This window comes from Ferrimonas marina (assembly GCF_900129905.1).
In the GTDB taxonomy this organism is placed as follows: domain Bacteria; phylum Pseudomonadota; class Gammaproteobacteria; order Enterobacterales; family Shewanellaceae; genus Ferrimonas; species Ferrimonas marina.
The window spans coordinates 95,436-114,254 of sequence record NZ_FQXG01000009.1; the positions used below are offsets into that span (position 1 = coordinate 95,436).

Here is an 18,819-nt window from a genome sequence, read left to right on the forward strand (position 1 = left end):
ACCGTGAGAGGCGTCCAACTCCCCAGTGTATACAGACAGATATCAGCGTTTTTTCTGGTTGAGGGTGGCAGCTTGTCTGGTCGGCCAGGGCGGTTACCCATGCGAGGAACTGAGCGGCCGGCGCTCTGACCCGAGCGCGAGCCGAGGAGTAGAATAGATGCAAAAACACCAAAGCCGACTCACTGTCATGAGCCGGCTGATGGCTAAGGATACCCAGTTATTGTTGAGGCGCCAGGGTGATCTGAGCTTCTCCGTCAAACAGGCCTGCACTGCCGTCGGTAATACGCCAAATCAGGTTTGAGCGGCCCAGGCCTGCCTCGAGGTAGTCATCGCGAAACTCCAGGTCGTAAGCCTGAAATGCCTCCTCAACGCTGTTGGCATAGCCCTCAAAACACAGCCCCGATACACGGCCGTCGGCCAGGCGGGTCAGGCGGCAATCCTCTCCGGTCAGAGCCACACGGGTATAGTAATTGACCCAACCGGTAGAGATCTCCTCCACGACGTTCACATCCCCTGCAGCGGCAACAAAACCGATAGCGGGGTAGGGCGTAACGCGCGGCTGGCTCTCTTCAGAGCCGGTAGAGACAACCCAAACCCCCTCTTCCTGCTCGCTGTAGCTGCTGACGTTGATCATGGCGACTTCGGCACCAATGGGCGCATCGCCGCCAATGGAGATGTTTTTGTCCCCCCAATCTCGATCGGGACCACCGATGGTCGCGTCGCCATCTGACAGGAAGTAGTGGTAGTGCATGCTCACGTCTGCGTCACTGTTGTCCTGATAGTGGCCCATCTGAGACTCCAGTTCGAAGTAGTAGCGCTCGCCCGTGACGAAACCATAACGATAGCTGGCGTCCTCACTGCTGATCATCGGGGTGTCAGAAAGGTGAGCCCAGAGGATGTAGGGTGACTCCTCCACGGTGACAAAAGAAAAGTGCTCGTTGTGGGTGCGGATGGTGAAACTGGACTCGCCAATGGCTACCGTGTGATCGCCTTCGACGGTCCAATCTTCTGCCAGGCCTGAGGCCAGAGCTGCACCCAAGCTAGGGTGTTCGACGGTGAGCTTGTAGCCGTCGCGGATCTCAACCTCGTAAGTACCGCCCAGGCAGACGTCGGAGTAGACCACTTCGCCATTAGCTTTCAATTGATAGCCGCAGCTTTGCAGGTATTTCTCTGCCTTGGGGTTATCGCTCATCGGCGAGATCTCCCGATCGACACTGAAACCGACGGTGGCAGTGCGTGCGGTGTTGTCGGCTCCGCCATCGCTGTCGCTACAGCCACTGGCCAGGATGGCAACGATGGCGATGGTCGTAGCCTTGAGGGGAGATTCGATATTACGCATGAGTTGGGTTTCCTCTTGGATTTTTTTGTTCGAGCGGAGCTGCAACTCTCGCCCTTGCTTGTGCAGCAGGTACAGGTCTCGGACAGCGGTGGTTGTCTGCGGAGATAGTGAGCAAAACCAAAAGAGGAGAGAGCGGGTCGATGGCTCATCCTGGGGCTGGCAATCGTCAGTCAGGATGTGGAGCGGTCGACATACTGTCTACCAGCGCCATGCTAAGCTGTGCCCGCATCTCAAGATTTCCTCTTGGTTCGATGCTTGGAACCTGTCGGTGCTGCAACGCCGGCAGGTTCAACTCAATCCTTCGAGGTGGGCGCATCTTAGGGGCACGGCCAAACCGCATCCACTTAAGAATCAGTTAAACCAGGCTTATCGTTAGTTAGCTGATTTCATTGCCATAACATCTGAATAACGCTATCGAACCCAGGCTCACTCCAGCCCCTATCTCGGTTTCGAGTCTGCAGTTTGAAGCGTTGCCCGGACGACGATAGAAAAGCCCGCGACTTAGACGAATCGCGGGCTTTCTCTGTTGTCTGGTCGGCCAGAGAGGATGACTCTCTCGAAGAGCTTAGGCGCCGGGCTCCGGCTACGACCCGCTGGCCAAAGGCCCACTTGGGGCGGACCCTAAAACGAAAAAAACTCCAACCTTACGGTTAGAGCTTTTTCCTGTTGTCTGGTCGGCCAGAGAGGGTTTGGTCTGGCCGGCGTCCCGGTCCGACCGCAATCTGTAGGATTGCTGGGGCGGAGGCACAAAAAAACCGGCTCACTTTCGTGAACCGGTTCTTTCTGTTGTCTGGTCGGCCAGAGGGATTTGGCCTGGCCGGCATTCCGGTCCGACCCCGTAGGTCGAAGAGCTGCTTGGGGAGGAACGAAAAAGCCCGCGACTCTGACGAATCGCGGGCTTTCTCTGTTGTCTGGTCGGCCATAGGGGATTTAACGCGCCGGGCTTCCGGCTACGACCCGTGGGCCCAAGGCCCACTTGGGGCGGACCCTAAAACGAAAAAAGCTCCAACCTATCGGTTAGAGCTTTTTCCTGTTGCCTGGTCGGCCAGAGTGGGTTTGGCCCGGCCGGCGTTCCGGTCCGACCGCAATCCGCAGGATTGCTGGGTCGGAGCTCTAGAACGAAAAAGCCCGCAGTTCTCTCGAACTACGGGCTTTCTCTGTTGTCTGGTCGGCCAGAGAGGATTTGAACCTCCGACCCCCGACACCCCATGACGGTGCGCTACCTGGCTGCGCTACTGGCCGACAACGAGAAGCCATTCTATGCAGAATGGTCAGACTTGCAAGCGCTTTTTATTTAATTCTATTCGATCGTTCAGCCATTCGCCAAAGCGATGCTTACTTGGTCAACCTGCTGTTTTCTGGCGCGTTTTACCGCACAGCGACAGAGGCCACCGGCCTTGGCTGGGCATCCGCCGCAGGGCTTGCGCTTGAGCGGTACGTCCAGTGCTACCTGGTTATCCGGGTAGAAGGGCACCACGTTATCCAGCAGCGCCTTGTTCAGTGCCTCGGACAAATCCTGGGCCAGGGCCTGCTTCTGCGCCTTCTTCAACTTGGCAACCGGCTGGGTCAGCTCCTGTTTAAGCTGCTTCTTGAAGGCCTTTTTTGCCAACTTAACGACTTGTTTTAGCTCTTTTTCTGCCTGTTTATGGGCTTTCTTCTTGGAGATCTTCTTGGCCATGTCGCAACCACACATCGAGAAAATACTCGGTCACGTTAGCAAATTTATTATCAAATGAGAATGCCTCCCAATATTATTGCGCTGTGGATCCCGCTTCTGGCAGCAACGTGATTTCCCCGTCTCGCGGGGCTTGCAGCGCGATCGTGCGGTATTCGCCGCGCTGATACATCTGCGCCTGATCGGCAAAATGCACCGACATTCGATGGCCGCTTTGCCCCAATGGACTGATCACCCAGGTTTTATCCGGCTGGGCCAGGTCCACCAGTCGTCGGGTCGAGGGGCCAAAGCTGGCCCGTTCCGGGTGGGCACGGTAGGGGTAGGAGACGTTGTTGATCGCCCGCTTGGAGCCGGTCACCCCCAGCCGGGGGCCCTCAAACAGCCACTGCAGTGGGCCGTTGACACCCATGGCATGGCGGTGGCGATAGCGTACCTGCTCACCCCAGGTCGTCGGCTCGTTGGCCAGGGTGGCGTCCCAGGCGGTTTGGATCAGCGCCGACCGGTCGGCAGGGGCGTCCGGCTGAGGTTGCCACCAGGGTGAGTTGGCGTCCGCCAGGGCCTCGAACAGGATCTTGTCTACCAGTCCTTGACGCAGCAGCGCATCGAACTGCTGCTCGGTCAGCTTGGGCTGGAACAGGGCGATCTGCAGTTGATGGTAGAACTGTTCAAACAGCGCTGGGGCCTGGGCATCGGGCCGATACTGGCCATCCCAGCTTAACAGGGTCTGGCCCAAAGGGTGCTGCCTAGCAGAGTCCGGCAGCAATGCCAGCAGTTGATCAAAGCGCAGGTTGCGGCTGTCGGTTTGCAGCTGCTGGAAGGCATCGATCGACCAGATCTGTTGGCGCTCCAGCTGCTCGGCCAGGCGTTGTGGCCGGAACTTGGGGGCGTAGTAATGGGAGGCCTCCTGTTCACCCAAAGGCGCCTGGTAGGGGTGATTGGCGGAGAACACCATGCCGGACTCGGGGTTGATGCTGCGCGGGTTTTGCTCGAAGGGATAGTAACCCTGGGGCCAGTGGGCCGAGTTGCTGCCATCGATCAGAGTGCCACCACTGACGCCATCGGCGCGGCGAATGTAGCGAGCCACCGCCCACTTGGCGATGTTGCCCTCGGTATCGGCATACATCAGGTTGACGCCGGGGGACCAGATCGCCTCCAGGCTCTGTTCCGTTTCCATAAGCGAGCGCGCATTGACCAGCCCATACAGGCCTATCAGCGGCTGGTTATCGGGCAGGGTAAAGGTCCAGTTCAATGCAGTGGACTGGGGCAGTGCCAGCACCTCATCCACTAACGGCCCCAGCTCGGTTTGCTCCACCGTTAAGGCCACAGGCTCGCTGCCCTTAACCGGGATGCTGTGCTTGACGCTAGTCATAGGCCGCCACTGGCCATCCACTTGGTAGCTGTCGAGGTTGCGTTCCAGCAGGTAAAGATCCGCATCGTCGTTAAGCAGCATGGTCAGGCCCCAGACCCGGCTTGGGGTTTGCCCCAGTAGCGGCAGCGGCAGGCCGGGCAGGAAGTGGCCATAGAGCTGGCGGCTGGGGGAGTGGATCTGCGCCTCGTACCACACCTGGGGGCTGGAGAAACTGATGTGCGGATCGTTGGCAAACAGTGGGGCACCGCTGTTGCTGCGCTGGGCACTGACCACCCAGGCGTTGGAACCCTGCAGCTGGCCCAGCGGCAGCCATTGGTCCAGTTGGGGGATCTGGCGATACCAGTCATTCAGCGCCACCTGGGGCAGGGCGCTGCCCTGGGCCAGCGGCGACTGCCAGTGTGCGGTGAGGCTGGGGTGGTGATCGCTGGGCAGGCTGTGCAGCAATTCGGTCAGCAATGGGTCCTGGCGAAAGGCCGAGGTAAAGCTGTGGGCCATGTAGCTGAGGGTGGCGTAGATATCGACCCGCTCAAAGGGCTCCGGGCTGGCCCCGAGCAACAGGTACTCCGTTGGGGTGGGGAGGGTATCGATGGCCTGGTTGACCCCGGACAGGTAGGCATCGACCAGTTCGGTCAGCTCCGGTTGGCGCTGGGGCAGGCTGGCGGCCTGGGTTTCGCTCCAGTCCCGGGTGCCGAGGGTGCGAAACAGTTGGTCTGTGGGCAGCGCGTCGGCACCCATCAGGGCGGCCACTTCACCTTTGCCGACCCGGCGAAGCAGATCCATCTGGAACAGGCGTTCTCGGGCGTGCAGCCAACCCAGGGCCTGCCAGGCGTCCAGGTCGTTGGCGGCGGCGATGCTGGGTACACCGAACAGATCCAACTCAATCGCCACCGGGGCCTGTAAGCCTTCGATGTGGTAGCTTCCCTGCGTGGCGGGAACCCGAGTCCAGATCAGGCCAGCTGCCACCGCTGCCAGGGCAAGCACCGCCGCCAAGCCCCACCACACTGCCCGTTGCCACATCCTGCCGTTTCTCCCAAGTCCGTTAATTCTAAGGGTGCCCTTTCAGGCGTTAGTGAATCCAAGTGTATCGGGAATACAATGATTAAACAGCACTTAACAACGGCTTAAGTCGTTATCTGACGTCCGTCTCAGTAGCCTTTTGGGTGGGAAAACAACCGCAGCAGCATGGAAGCCTGCCTCCTCATCGGGGCGGGCTTTTTGTTGCCCGGCAAACACACCAGCGTCGTGCGGAGGCGAAATGCATCAACCGGAAACCTTTCATCTTTTGAGCCAGGACGCCCTGGACACCATCAAGCAGGATCTGACCCGCCGTCTCGGGGTGCAATGTCTGGCTTACGTTGAACTGCTGCAGCGCCAGGCTCCAATGGAGATCGTCGAGCAGGCCTACCGGGCTGTCGCCCAGTACCACCAGGCGTTGGCGTCGGTTCAACAGGTGCTGTGGGATAAGCAGCAAGCGGCTTAACACTCCGCCCAGTGGCAGACGGTGGGTTAAGCGCAACAATCTGGTTACAATGCGACGGTGTCACACTATAAGGAAGTAGAAAAATGAAGCAGTTAGCCACGGCAGCGCTGGTGGTCCTGGCCCTGGGGGGATGCCAGAGCTCGGCCCCCCAGAGTAGTGAGATCGCCCCAGTCTGTGACGTCGCCTGTCAGCAGGCCCAGTTCGATACCCTTGCCAATACCTTCATCGATGAGCTGCTGGCCCTGCAGCCGGAGTGGGCGCTCTATGCCGGTGACTACCAGTACGCCCAGCAGCTCACCATTCCCGATGCCGCCTATCGTCAACGCCAGCGGGACTTTGCCGCACAATGGCGTGCGCGCTTCGATGACCTTGGTGAGTTGGATGAGGCTCGACAGATTGACCTGGCGCTGATGCGCAATCAGCTGGATAAGATGCTGTGGTACCTCGACAGCTACCAGGGCTGGCAGTGGAATCCCGCTAACTACAACGTGGCAGGCCCCTTTGGCCGGTTGTTGTCGGAGAGCTGGGCCGATGAGGACACCAAGCTGCGCACCGTGCTGGCCCGGATGGAGGGCGTTCCTGCCTATTATCGCGCTGGCCGAGAGGCCTTGAGCAACCCCACCCAAGAGCACCTGCAATTGGCGGTGCTGCAAAACCAGGGGGCGCTGTCAGTATTCGATGACAGCCTGTTGGGTCGGGTGGCCGAGTCCAACCTGGATGCGCAGGAGCAGGCCCTGTTCGAAAAGCGCTACTGGCGCAGCCGCCAGGCGATCCAAAGCTACATCTCTTTCCTTGAGCGGTCATTGACCGAGTTCGACCCGCAAACCGGTCGCGACTTCCGCCTGGGCGAAGCGCTCTATGAGCAAAAGTTCGCCCTGGATATCCAGGCGGAGATGACCGCCGCCCAGTTGTACGACAAGGCCAAGGCGGACCAGGCCCAGGCACGCAAGCAGATGGTGGGGATCACCAAGCAGCTGTGGCCCAAGTACTTCCGTGGCACCGCCATGCCCCGTGACCCGCAGCAGGCTGTAAGAGCGATGGTGGATCACCTGTCACAGTCCCATGTATCCCGCGACAACTTTGTCGCCGAGGTGAAGCGACAGATCCCGGAGCTGGAGCAGTTCGTGGTGCAGCAGGACTTGATCACCCTGGATCCGGATAAGCCCCTGGTGGTGCGCGAAACCCCGCCCTACATGCGTGGTATTGCCGGTGCGTCCATCTCGGCGCCGGGCCCGTTCGAGAAGCAGGGTAACACCTACTACAACGTGACGCCGCTGGATGGCTTGAGCGATGAAGCCGCCGAGAGCTACCTGCGGGAATACAACGACTGGATGCTGCAGATCCTCAATATCCATGAGGCGATCCCCGGCCATTACACCCAGCTGGTGTACGCTAACCTGTCACCCAGCCTGGTGAAATCCCTGCTGGCCAATGGCGCGATGATTGAGGGTTGGGCGGTGTACGCCGAGCGGATGATGCTGGAGCAGGGCTACGGCGACTTCGAGCCGGAGCTGTGGCTGATGTACTGGAAGTGGAACCTGCGGGTGATCAGCAACACCCTGCTGGATTATGGCGTACACGTGAAGGGGATGAGCCAGGAGGAGGCGATGGATCTGCTGGTCAACCAGGCCTATCAGCAGGAGCAGGAAGCCAAGGAGAAGTGGCGCCGGGTGACCCTGAGCCAGGTGCAGCTGACCTCCTACTACGCCGGGTTCCGCGAGATCCTTGACCTGCGCGAGCAGCTCAAATCCCAGCAGAAGGAGGCGTTTGAGCTCAAGGCGTTCCATGAGCAGTTCCTCAGCTATGGCAATGCCCCGGTGGGGATGATCCGCCAGCTGATGCTCTAAGCTATTGAGCGAACCCAATACGCTAACGTAAAAGCCCGCCATCTAGGCGGGCTTTTTGACTGGCGAGTTTGTTGGGCTACGAAAACGGCGAATTAGTTGGCTACGAAAACGGCCACTTGAACGGCAGAGGTTGGATGCTCATCCGCTGTAGCCAAACCCCAGCGTCCAAAACGCCAGCCCAGTCCAGGCCAGCATCAGCGCCCAGAAAAACATCGGCTCCTTGGTCCGCGCGATGCGACGATGCAACCAGGTTTGGCCGCGGATGATGTCGTACAGCACCCACAAAAGCAGACCAGCGCCAAGGATCAGCCAAAGGGTATCGGTCATGCGCCACCTCCATCGGATGTCATAGGTTGTCAAAATTGACCATCTATAATCTGGCTGCTAGGTTATAAATTGTCAATTTTGATAATTTATGGATGTGCCGATGCCCAGACCCAGCCTCAAAGCCCAGCGCCAGGATGCGATCCTCGATGCAGTCGGGCACTGCATCGTCCAGTACGGCGTTGGCGGTACCACGCTGGAGAAGCTGGCCGAGACGGCGGGCATGAGCCGCAGCTTGCTGCGCCACAACATCGGTAATCGCGACGCCATCCTGGCCGCCTTTCTGGATCGCTTCTTCAGCGAGTCGGAGCGCGAGGTTGAGGCGATGTTGGCGATGTTGCCAGAGCACAATGCCATGCCGGTGCTGCTTGATATGCTGTTTGACGGGGAGGGCAACCAGACCACCCTGGTGGCCCTGTCACTGACCGCAGCTGCGGCCTCGGATGAGCCTATCCGTCGTCGTTTGAGCCAGTGGAACCAGGCCTTTGCCGATACCCTGACCGAGCTGCTGCAAAGCGCTTACCCGAAGCAAACGCGGCAAGCGGTCGAGCCGGTAGCCGCCGGGGTGATGGGGATCTATTTCAACGCAGAATCGCTCACCGCCTTGCACGGCATGCAGGCCCTGCGTCGTGCTTCCAAGCAGGCGGCCCATCAGCTTATCCAAACCCTGGAGTCATGATGCCGATCCTAGACCGACAGCAATACGCCCAGTATTTGGCCCAGCCACTGGAGCAGGCCCAGGCCTTACCCTTCGGCGCCTATACCGACTCAGCCTTGCTCGGTGAAGAGATAGCGACGCTGTTTCACGGCGATTGGGTCTTTGCCTGTGCCCAATCGCAACTGAGTCAGCCGGGGGACTACTTCGCCTTCATCCTGGCTGGTGAGCCGGTGGTGATTATTCACGGCCGGGATGGCCAGCTGCGGGCGTTGTCCAACAGTTGTCGCCACCGTGGTACGCCCTTGCTGGACGACGGCTACGGTCAGCTCAAAGGCAATATAGTCTGCCCCTATCATGCCTGGAGCTACAGCGACGGCGGTGAGTTCAAGGGCGCGCCGATGACTGGCGCCATCAAGCTCGATAAGCCATCTCACTGCCTGCCACGCTATGCCCTGGAGAGCTGGCAGGGGCTAGTGTTCGTCAATCTCAATGGCCAAGCCCGGTCACTGAGTCAGCGTCTGGCTGGCGTCGCGGAGTATCTCAAGGCTTACCCACTGGCGCAGTTTACCCAGGCTTACAGCAGCGCCCCTGAAACCTGGCAATGCAACTGGAAACTGGCGGTGGAGAACGGCATCGAAAGCTATCACCTGTTTCAGGTGCATCGTGACACCCTGGAGACGGTGACCCCGACTCGGGATGCGTTCTATCTGGCCGGTGGCTCGGAGTGGACACTCACTGCCGGGCGCATCAAGGAGCAACGCTCTGGCGTATCTCGCTGGCTGCTCGGGGAGACCCCACCGGCGATGCAGCACTACGTTCTGATTTTTGTGCCACCGTCTTTCATTGGCGTACTGACCTATGAGTCGTTCGACTGGATCTCGGTGCTGCCGCTGGGGGTAGACAGCTGCCAGATTCGATCCGGTGGCATCAGCACCGACACCCCCAGTGATGACGCCCCGGAACAGCAGTTTTCCCAGGCGTTTCTGGCGGAGGACAAGGCCCTGTGCGAGCGAGTTCAGCAAGGGATGTCAGCGCGCTTCGGCCGCGGTGGCAAACTGGTGGAGCTGGAGCGGATCCTGGTGGATTTTCGTCAGTACCTGCTCAGCCGGCAGTTTAAGCAGCGGCCAGTGCCGCTGTTCCAGGCGCTGGGGCCAGCGCAGTTTCTCAGTGAGGATTGAGGCGGGTAGGGCGAAGATGCTGGCTTGATTGCTGCTAACTTTGTGAATCTAGCTCACTTCTTGTTGTATCCACCTTGCACTTGAGCGGGCCACTCTCTATAGTGCGCCGCTTGTGCCGTTTGCCCTCTTGCACGCTTCGAGGGCTGAATGGCGATGAACCGGCTGTTCATCGCCGGATTTATCCAGCGCGTCTTTGTCCAGACCGCAGCGGCATAGTGTTCAGCACCTTGTACCCCTAGCAAGGTGTCGTCGTTCGCTCTGACGGAGCAGCGCGCTGAGCATGTGAATCTGATCCAGCCAGAGACCAGCCTTTCCAGATTGCAGCCCCGCTGCATTTCATTTGACGACCCTTGTGTCCGTCCTCCTGTATCGCGACTGCGCGATCTTTCCAGCCTCAATTGGCCCGTTTATTTGTTTTCACTGCGCGCTGTTTGCCCGCGGTGATGGAGCTTTTTATGAGTTTAAGTACAGGTGCGTCTGCCGACGTTGAAGAAACACTGATTAACCCGAACCACTGGGCCCAGCAGATCGACATTCCAGTTCTGCTGCTCAGTGGTGGTGGGGTGTTGCTCTTTGCCCTGGCAGCCCTGTTGGATATCGATTTGGTCAGCGGCCTGGTGAACCAGGGCTTTGGCTTTGCCACCCGTTATTTTGGTGCCTACTGGCAGCTGTTGATGCTGGCCACCTTTTTTATCGGCCTCACTATCGCCATGGGGCGCAACGGCCGGGCCCGTATGGGCAACCTGGAGAAACCTGAGATCTCCACCTTTAAGTGGACCTCGGTGATCATGTGCACCTTGCTGGCCGGTGGTGGGGTGTTCTGGGCCGCCGCCGAGCCGATGGCCCACTTCGTCTCACCGCCGCCGTTGTTTGCCGATGAGGTGGGCACCGAGCGGGCGGGCTACAACGCCCTGGCCCAAAGCTTCATGCACTGGGGCTTTCTTGCCTGGGCCATCCTCGGCTGTTTGACCAGCATCGTGTTCTCCTACCTGCACTACCAAAAGGGCTTGCCGCTTAAGCCCCGTACCCTGCTGTACCCGCTGTTCGGTCAACGCATCATGACCGGCTGGGCCGGTGCCTTGGTGGACGCTTCCTGCGTGTTGGCGGTGGTGGCCGGTACCGTTGGCCCCATCGGCTTTCTGGCGCTGCAGGTCGGCTTTGGCCTGGAGTCTCTGTTTGGGATCAGCAACGGCTACGACAGCCAGATGTTGATCCTGGTGGGCCTGGTAACCCTCTATACCGCTTCAGCCATTACCGGCGTCACCCGCGGTATCCAGTTGCTCAGCCGCTTTAACATCGTGCTGGCGGCGGTGTTGATGTTGTACCTGCTGCTACTGGGCCCGACCGCCTTCATCGTTGATGGCTACATCCAGGGCATGGGCACCTATCTCGACCGCTTTGTGGCGATGGCCACCTTCCGGGAAGATCAGGCCTGGCTGGGCTGGTGGACTGTATTTTTCTGGGGCTGGTTCCTCGGTTACGGACCGCTGATGGCGATGTTCGTGGCGCGGATCTCCCGTGGCCGTACCCTGCGTCAGATGATCCTGATGATCTCCGTGGTGGCCCCGGTCATCACCTGCTTCTGGTTTACCATCGTTGGTGGCAGCGGGATTGCCTTTGAACTGGCCAATCCGGGGGTGATCTCCGAGCCCTTCTCCGGAATGAACCTGCCCGCGGCACTGCTGGCCATCACCGGTGAGCTGCCCATGGGCCTGCTGATCTCGGTACTGTTCCTGGTGCTGACCACCATCTTCGTCGCCACCACCGGTGACTCCATGACCTACACCATCTCGATGGTAATGACCGGCACCGACCACCCCCATACCGCCGTACGAGTATTCTGGGCGGTGATGATGGGGGTCCTGGCGGCGATCCTGCTCTCCATCGGCGAAGGCGGTGTGGGTGCCCTGCAATCCTTTATCGTGGTGGCGGCGGTACCGGTATCGTTGATCCTGCTGCCGTCGCTGTGGAACGCCCCCAGCCTGGCCAAGACCATGGCCGAGGAGCAGGGGATTGTGCCCTCTGGCTCGAGTGCTCAGGCCAGCGCAAGCTAAACACCGGCTTCGCCATCAGCGCCGAGCCTTCTGCGATAAGCTCAAGCGCTGAGCTTCCAAGATAAAAAGCCCGATGCACTGCATCGGGCTTTTTTGATTGAGGATGAGCGAGATGATGAGAGCTAACAGCTGAGTCTTACATCGTCATCGACAGGCCGCCGTCGATGGGCAAGGTGACACCGGTGATGGAGCTGGCGGCGTTGGAGCTGAGGAAGATCATGATCTCCGCCACCTCTTCCGGTTCGGCCATACGCTTAAGCGGTACGGCTTGAACAATCTGGTCCATCATCTCTTCGGTGTTGGTGGTGACCATCGGCGTGCGCACCGGGCCAGGGTTAACCGCATTCACCCGGATGTTGTCTTTGGCTAAGTCTACCGCCATCTGCCGGGTCAGCGCATCAACACCGCCCTTGGCCATGCTGTAAGCCGCATGGTTGGGCACGCCTACTAACGAGGTGGCGGAGGACATGTTCACAATGGCACCGCCACCCTTGCGCTTCATCTGCGGCAGCAGGGTTTGGCTACCCAGCCAGTGGCCCTTGAGGTTGATGTTCATGATCTTTTGCCACAGCTCGCCGGTGAGGGTATCGATGCTGTCCTCCAGCACACTGAAGCCAGCCACGTTGATCAGGGTATCAGCACCGCCCGCGGCTTCTGCCAGTTTGGCGGTTTGCTGCCAGGTGTTGGCGTCACTGACATCGCCAGCAACGAACTCGGCCTTGCCACCAGCTTTTTGAATCGCCGCTGCGGTATCGGTGGAGGGCGCCAGATCGATGCCGATCACCTGGGCGCCGCGCTTGGCGTAGGCCAGGCTGGTGGCCGCGCCGATACCGGAGGCGGAGCCTGTAATGATGACTACCTTGCCGTTGAATTCGCTCATAATGCTCTCCCGTGTTCTTTCTGTCTCGGCCAGTGCTTGGAGACTGACTCGATGTGTTTGATGGGGGAGATGATAGGCCGTAGCGTTGTATGCCAGTAGGTGGGCAATACCTACAAAGCTGTTAGCTAGAGGCTAACAGTGAAGGCGCGTGCATAATGGCACTTGATGTCATCTGGTTGTCGTTGGGGAGCAGCGCAGCGTTTCAGCGCTGTTGGTGGTAGTCCTGCGGGAGCTAGTGGCCGCGAAAGGCGCAGTAGGCCAGCAGTAACCAAGGTAATGCCTTAAGAGGCACGATCACCAGAAGTACAAGGATTAGGAGCTCAAGGTTGGTGCTCATAATGGCCTCCTTGTCTGTGTCACACCTTTATTTTCGGGTGTGTGGGCACGGGAGTCGACAATCCCAGCTCTGTGTTGGCGGCTTTGATGATCGTGATCAAACCTGAGTGCTGTTTGCCGCCTCGAGTCTGATTCGGGTGTGCGCTCTCTCCATTGGAGGCTGGTTTGGTGCAAAAGTCGGCCGTTCAGGGGTTCAATGTATCTGACCCATTGAACCCATAAGCGCAAGGAGAATTTCGAGTGTCAATTGGTGCGCTGCGGCTACCGGACCCGTGGCGCCAGCACCAACTGGTTCGTTCACTACTTCATGTGATCGAGGCCCAGAACAGAAAGCGCCGCCTAGCGCAGTGCGTTAGGCGGCGCTTTCGTGCCAGGTTACTTCTCGAGCAGAGTGAACTCTATAATGGGGAACCCATTGTGAATGTGGGTCTCGTCAGAAACCGTTCCGTCTCGTAGATCCACCGTTGTCAGGATCTTGTCATATACAGTTTCGCCATCAGACATGTAGGTAATGTAGGGCGGGTGTAATTCAAAGCTGCTAGCCAACGATGGCTTCACTATTTCAGACCATACATAGCCAAACTCGGCATCCCCGAGCGTGTACGAACCGGCCCAGAGGTAGTCGGTCCACTCCAGTCGCACGGCATGACCTTCTGCGGTGCAATAAGCGGTGCCGTCGATGACACTGCCTTTGTGGTATCTGTGGTCCGTTAGCATGTCGTCAACCACTTCAATGGGCCGCATGGAGATATAGCTGCCTTCAGCTTGGTTCCAAACCAAGCACTGATTGGTCAGAAGTAGCGACTTATCCTCATCGATATAGGCGATACCTGAACCCACACGAACCTTCTGTGCGTGTGGGCTGTCATCTCGGTAGTATTCTGGTAGCGCTTGGAACACCAGATCCTCACCCTCTACAGATGACAGCCTGACCAACCCCAGCTCATTGGTGCTGCCGTCCATTGCGCCATAGGAATAGGTCCATACGTGCCCTTGGTAAATGTACGGTCGCTCAATTTTCATTGCTTGCCAGTTCTGGTAAGTCCTGAGGATCTTGCCCGTGGCAACCTCGATGGCACGGTACGAGCCATCATAGTTGGCAAAGTAGACATCACCAAGAAGGACCCCAGGGGCGTTTGTGGGTGCCAGGTATCTCAACGTCGGCACTTCACCCTCATCGTCCGGCAGCAAAAGCTCTGCGGCGAAGTGTCTAGTCGCCTCATTGCCGTAAATCGAACCGCGAATGATCGGATAGTCGCCATCATTGTAAACTGAGCCAGGACGGTCGATTTGGTCATAATCAATATGGAATCGTTCGCTTTCTGAGATATTCGGTTTGAAGTAGTACATCCCTTTCTCGGGATGAGAGACCATAACAACCACTTCATGCACCGTGTAGCAATCGATTACTTCGGTTACGGCATCAAGAAAGAAAAATAGCCAGTCGTTGCCGAGGCTACGAATCTCCGTTGCGATCGGTGGGGCGATGTCGGCGCATTCACTGCTAAGTTGCTGCTCCACTCCATCGATGCTGAACTCGAAATCAAATTCGATGGGCTCTACAGTGTTGTCTTCGGTGATCCCCACCATGTATGTGTGGTACGGATAATCCACATTGCGGGTTTGCGCAGCGGTGGAGGAATCCAGGTAGGGGTCAACAAGCCCTACGGCACGGTAATTATGCAGTGTGGTACTGGTGTAGGTAATAAAGCCACTTCGGTGGCCGTCTGGCTCGGGTGTCTCTTGATCGCCAGAGTCAGTGCCATCGCCGCTATCGCCACCGTCACCGGTGTTATCGCCTTCTCCGGCCTCTTGGTCGCCTCCCTCAGTCTCTGATCCGTCTTCCTCATTGTCGTCATCATCCGAGTCAGTCGGTGGCGGAACTTGGGTAGTGGGTGGGGTTGTTTTTTGCGGTGAATCGTCACCTCCCCCACCACATCCAGAAAGACCTATAGCTAGGAGAAGGATAATTATAAAATAATTAAATGACATCAGGTTGCACTCCTTTGCAATTAGATTAAAAGATTGCCACTAAATTATATGTCGCTCAACAAAAGTTGGGGTTTGTTATAATTAATGAGTCTCGTCAGTTAAATGCATAACGCTATAGAGGTTATGCATTTAAAATATCCTACCAAGTTAGTAGGGAATTGTGAGCCCGCTAATATCCTCAGGGTTGAGAGTGATATGCCATGTTAACCGACTCCAGCCGGCCACGAAGCGGGATTAATTAATGTCTGTTTTATCGATGCTGAAAAACCAAAGGGGTCAGAGAGGATTGAAAATCCTCATTAACCCCTTTGGGGCGAATGAGGGCGGCTGTGTTCAGGCAATTGAGAGGTGCAACCCACCTCCTTGTGCCGTCGGCCCTCGTGTTGCCTTATAGCGATGCGACGGTTACCCCGTTCTCACCCCAAGCCGGATATCGGCGCTCATCGCTTCGATGGAGCCTTGTGGCTCCAGCAGCAGGCCGGTGCCGCTTCGATAGCGGCTGAGCAGCATGTCGGTGCTCAGGGAGTGTGGCGAGGCGCCACGGGCGGTGGAATAACCAATGGGGCCAGAGTGGATTGAAACTCCCCACTGACCCGAATGTGCTTTCGAGGTGGTTTAGGGATTCAAGAGTTCAGAACGATCGAACTTACCCAATCAAAGTGATGGGGCGAGTGCTATTCGAAGCGCTGTCGGACTCCCGATCTTACTGTTGCCTCACTCCCGCCAAAACGGGTCCAACGTCACCAGGGTTCGCAGAGGTGCATTTACCGTCAGTTCTGGCGAGCGGTGAATGGCACCATAGCCTTGGTTTCCCTGCCAAATCGCGCCCTTAAGCAGCACGATCTCACCTGGAGTTGCCTCGACTGCGCGGCCATTTCTTACTTGTTCTGAGCGGAGCTGCCCTCGGTCAACGTTCTGATCTTCCAGCCACTGTGTGCCAGGCCCTTGGTAGGTGCACACCAGGCGTATCCCCACTTTGTCGACGTGCCAGCCAGGACACATGGCATGGCCCAGTCTGGCTAGGCGCATGCCGGCCGCTTCGCTGCCCAGCAACTCGCACAGGATGTCGCGCAGCAGAGCAAGGTCATCGAGCAGCGCTGTTTTACCAGGATGCTCGGGTAGGGCACCGATCTCCGGTGGATCTGTCGGTACCAAGGTCTCAAGCGCCTGGAGCTTGCGGTTCAACTCCAGCCCGCAGAGGTATTGTGCGATGGCCGGGTCGAGTTGCCGCTGCCAGCTGCAGATCTGTACCTCGGGGTCAAAGATCTCAACCAGATCGGTCAGTTCGTTCACTCGGCGCCATACAGGTGTCGAACCGAGTGTACTCGCAGTCAGGGTCTCTGCTGCAGTGCTCAGTTTTTCGGTGGTCATTTTCGGGGAGGTCGTTGTTGTCATAGATCCGCTTTGGCCAGCCGTTCGCCATTAGGAGATGATCACAACGTTATAACATAACGTTTGCGGATTGCCATTCACGCCCAGCAGCTCTTGACCGTGGAATTGCCGGCGCAATGACTGGGCCGGGAAGCGCAAGGTCAGGATATATCTATAGGGGAGGGAGGGTTTGCGAGCCGCCCAAGGGCGGGCTCGCATTGTGTCTTGTTAGCTTGAGACGGTTGTTAGCAGCGCTCTGGCTGCCTATTTCGCCGGGCTTCGGTAAAGATCGACGTAGGTAGGACAGTGATCCGCCAGCATCTCCTCGGCGGTCATGGTCTGTGGGGTCTTGCCGTAGTAATCAACGAAGCCGCTGCCAGGTACCACCATCTTGGCGCTGATGGGGTCGGCCAGCAGGTGGTCGATAGCACCCTCGTAGTAGGGGCTGCAGTAGCTGTTGTTCTCCACCGCCAGGGTCAGGCCATTGGGTTGGCCCTGGGTGTGGGATAGCGCCTGCCAGAGTTGGTTGCCCGGCTTATCCAGGTGATGGTTGAAGTCGCCAAGCAGCATGAAGGCGGCGTTGTCCTCCAAGCGTTGATCAATCCACTGTTGCAGCACCTCGGCTTGGCCGGCGAGTACCGGACAGGCCTTGTTGTCCTCAATCCGGAAATCTTCGACAAAGCAGCCACTTTTCAGGTGCAGGTTGAGCAAGGTGAGGTTGGGCTGGGCGTCGGTCAAGGTGATGACCAGGCCAAGGCGCGCGCCCGGGCTGTATTGCAGTTGAGGCAGGTTCTGGGCTGGGTCGTAGTCAAAAGCGATGCCCTTGCGGATGGCAAAGGCCACTTTCTGCTGGGTGCTTTCGCGCTCGCTGCCGCGGCAGGTATAGGTGTCGCTGTCCGCACGCGGTGAGATCACCACCTGCCAGTCGCTGCTGGGAAAGATCGCCTGCACCGCTTCCTCGCTGGCCACTTCCTGCAGAGCAACCACATCCAACGCCAGGGTGCTGGCGTATTGGCGTAAGGTGGCCAGCTCGGTTTCATCGCGGGGTTTGCAGCCGGCGCCGATCACCTCACTGAGGTGCTCTGCATTCCAGGTGCCGATGCGCAGCGCAGTGCCCGCTTTGAGCGGCGGTGTGGGGTCTTGCTTAGGGGATTGAGAGCTGCAACCGGCCAGTCCCAGGGTCATGGCCAGTGGCAGCAGCAGGCCAACTAACGTCTTGTGGCGCGTTTTCATCCGTGTCTCCGCAGAGGGCTGTTTCAGGGCAGACCATTCTACGCCAACTTATCCGACTCTGGGTGCTAACAAGTTAAATGGCTTAGCGTTTTTCTCTTTTTGGTGCTGCTAATCCTTTACACGCGCTCGGGTTACCTTGGCCATTGTGCTGCCTTAGAGGTGAGCGCCCGCTTACCCGGCTCGAACCCCCAAGCGGATATTCGCGGTCATGCCCTCGATGGAGCCTTCCGGTTCCAGTAGCAATCCTGTGCCGTTTCGATAGCGGCTGAGCAGCATGTCGGTACTGAGCGAGTGAGGGGAGGCGCCTCGGGCGGTATAGGCGGGGTGGGCCTGATAGATGTCGTTGACCAGGGGATCAGGGAAGTAGAGCTGGGTGGTGAGGTAGCTCTGGCCCTGGGCATGGACCTTGGCGTGAATGTGGGTGACGCGTGAGGTGTACCACCCCGGAAAGACGGTGACAAACTTAACCATGCCCTGTGTGTCGCTGATTTGGCCGCCACGCAGAAACGCGGCGCGCTCAGGCCCTTGTCTGTCGGCCTCGGTGTAGCCGCTGTACTGACCGTCGGCATCGCAATGCCAGATCTCCACCACCGCATCGGCCACCGGGGTGCATTGGTCAACGTCCACCACCTGGATGGTGAGGTTCAGTGGCAGGCCGGCTTTGCCCTCGCGGATGTCTTGTCGGTCTGGCGAACGGAAGTAGAAGGGGCCGGCGGACTGCTCGGGGGTGAGTACACACTCGGCAGTAGTCTGAATGGGGGCGGGGGTGATGGCCAGCCCCTGGTTTAGCACCCAGCTGGCGAGGCTGCTTTTTTGCCACCAAAGCCCACCAGCCCCTGCTGCGATGGCGCCCAAGGCCATGACGCTGCGTCGTTTCATCGCTTGCCCTCCTACCGTCCTCTTTAGTTCAGCCTACATCATTCAACGCAATCGCAAGCAGGGAAGATCCGCTTTGGTCAGGGGCAAGCTGGCAGGCCTGATGTGCACCGCCATTTTAGGCTTGCCCGTTCGTCTCGATTGGATAGCACTGGCTTTCAGAGGCTCGCTTTCATCGCACTGACATAACAAGCGCAGTCATGAGAG

The 18,819-nt window shown here is 58.5% G+C and carries 14 protein-coding genes and 1 tRNA gene; 5 read left to right on the forward strand and 10 right to left on the reverse strand.

What is annotated here, in order from left to right:
- Positions 1–217: 217 nt before the first annotated feature.
- The 4 genes from BUC04_RS20000 to BUC04_RS20015 all read right to left on the reverse strand — a co-directional run bounded on the left by BUC04_RS20000 (position 218) and on the right by BUC04_RS20015 (position 5,400).
- Positions 218–1,339 carry a hypothetical protein gene (locus BUC04_RS20000; RefSeq protein WP_067661935.1) on the reverse strand — a complete coding sequence of 374 codons (1,122 nt, stop codon included), beginning with the start codon at positions 1,337–1,339 and terminating at the stop codon, positions 218–220.
- Positions 1,340–2,504: 1,165 nt separating this feature from the next.
- A tRNA-Pro gene (locus tag BUC04_RS20005) sits at positions 2,505–2,581 on the reverse strand.
- A 70-nt stretch (positions 2,582–2,651) separates the two neighbouring features.
- Positions 2,652–3,017, reverse strand: coding sequence for a hypothetical protein (locus BUC04_RS20010; RefSeq protein ID WP_143165812.1), 366 nt, complete (start codon positions 3,015–3,017; stop codon positions 2,652–2,654).
- 73 nt (positions 3,018–3,090) lie between these two features.
- Positions 3,091–5,400 carry a penicillin acylase family protein gene (locus tag BUC04_RS20015; RefSeq protein WP_067661937.1) on the reverse strand — a complete coding sequence of 770 codons (2,310 nt, stop codon included), beginning with the start codon at positions 5,398–5,400 and terminating at the stop codon, positions 3,091–3,093.
- Positions 5,401–5,638: 238 nt separating this feature from the next.
- On the opposite strand from BUC04_RS20015, the gene BUC04_RS20020 reads away from it, so the two are divergent.
- Positions 5,639–5,863, forward strand: a complete 225-nt coding sequence (locus tag BUC04_RS20020; protein WP_067661939.1) for a hypothetical protein — start codon at positions 5,639–5,641, stop codon at positions 5,861–5,863.
- Between the two features lie 83 nt (positions 5,864–5,946).
- Positions 5,947–7,710, forward strand: coding sequence for a DUF885 domain-containing protein (locus BUC04_RS20025; protein WP_067661941.1), 1,764 nt, complete (start codon positions 5,947–5,949; stop codon positions 7,708–7,710).
- Positions 7,711–7,848: 138 nt separating this feature from the next.
- On the opposite strand, the gene BUC04_RS20030 is transcribed toward BUC04_RS20025, so the two are convergent.
- Positions 7,849–8,037: a hypothetical protein gene (locus BUC04_RS20030; protein ID WP_067661942.1), complete on the reverse strand. Its 189-nt coding sequence runs from the start codon at positions 8,035–8,037 to the stop codon at positions 7,849–7,851.
- A 100-nt stretch (positions 8,038–8,137) separates the two neighbouring features.
- Between BUC04_RS20030 and BUC04_RS20035 the strand changes: the two genes are divergently transcribed.
- From BUC04_RS20035 to BUC04_RS20045, 3 genes are all read left to right on the forward strand, one after another.
- Positions 8,138–8,713: a TetR/AcrR family transcriptional regulator gene (locus tag BUC04_RS20035; RefSeq protein WP_067661943.1), complete on the forward strand. Its 576-nt coding sequence runs from the start codon at positions 8,138–8,140 to the stop codon at positions 8,711–8,713.
- A complete protein-coding gene (locus BUC04_RS20040) occupies positions 8,713–9,870 on the forward strand; it encodes an aromatic ring-hydroxylating oxygenase subunit alpha (protein ID WP_067661944.1) in 1,158 nt (385 codons plus the stop codon). The genes BUC04_RS20035 and BUC04_RS20040 overlap by 1 nt, the downstream gene beginning before the upstream one ends.
- A gap of 455 nt (positions 9,871–10,325) precedes the next feature.
- Entirely contained in the window at positions 10,326–11,924 is a 1,599-nt protein-coding gene (locus BUC04_RS20045; RefSeq protein ID WP_082766740.1) for a BCCT family transporter, read from the forward strand.
- A 136-nt stretch (positions 11,925–12,060) separates the two neighbouring features.
- On the opposite strand, the gene BUC04_RS20050 is transcribed toward BUC04_RS20045, so the two are convergent.
- The 5 genes from BUC04_RS20050 to BUC04_RS20070 form a co-directional block, all read right to left on the reverse strand.
- The gene (locus BUC04_RS20050; protein ID WP_067661945.1) at positions 12,061–12,804 is read right to left on the reverse strand and encodes an SDR family NAD(P)-dependent oxidoreductase; all 744 of its coding nucleotides are present in this window, start codon (positions 12,802–12,804) and stop codon (positions 12,061–12,063) included.
- 711 nt (positions 12,805–13,515) lie between these two features.
- On the reverse strand, positions 13,516–15,132 hold the full coding sequence (locus BUC04_RS20055; protein WP_067661948.1) for a hypothetical protein: 1,617 nt from the start codon (positions 15,130–15,132) through the stop codon (positions 13,516–13,518).
- 714 nt (positions 15,133–15,846) lie between these two features.
- On the reverse strand, positions 15,847–16,425 hold the full coding sequence (locus BUC04_RS20060) for a DUF1826 domain-containing protein (RefSeq protein ID WP_200804712.1): 579 nt from the start codon (positions 16,423–16,425) through the stop codon (positions 15,847–15,849).
- A gap of 342 nt (positions 16,426–16,767) precedes the next feature.
- On the reverse strand, positions 16,768–17,736 hold the full coding sequence (locus BUC04_RS20065) for an endonuclease/exonuclease/phosphatase family protein (protein WP_067661950.1): 969 nt from the start codon (positions 17,734–17,736) through the stop codon (positions 16,768–16,770).
- A 171-nt stretch (positions 17,737–17,907) separates the two neighbouring features.
- Positions 17,908–18,615 carry a dioxygenase family protein gene (locus BUC04_RS20070; RefSeq protein ID WP_067661952.1) on the reverse strand — a complete coding sequence of 236 codons (708 nt, stop codon included), beginning with the start codon at positions 18,613–18,615 and terminating at the stop codon, positions 17,908–17,910.
- Positions 18,616–18,819: the final 204 nt, after the last annotated feature.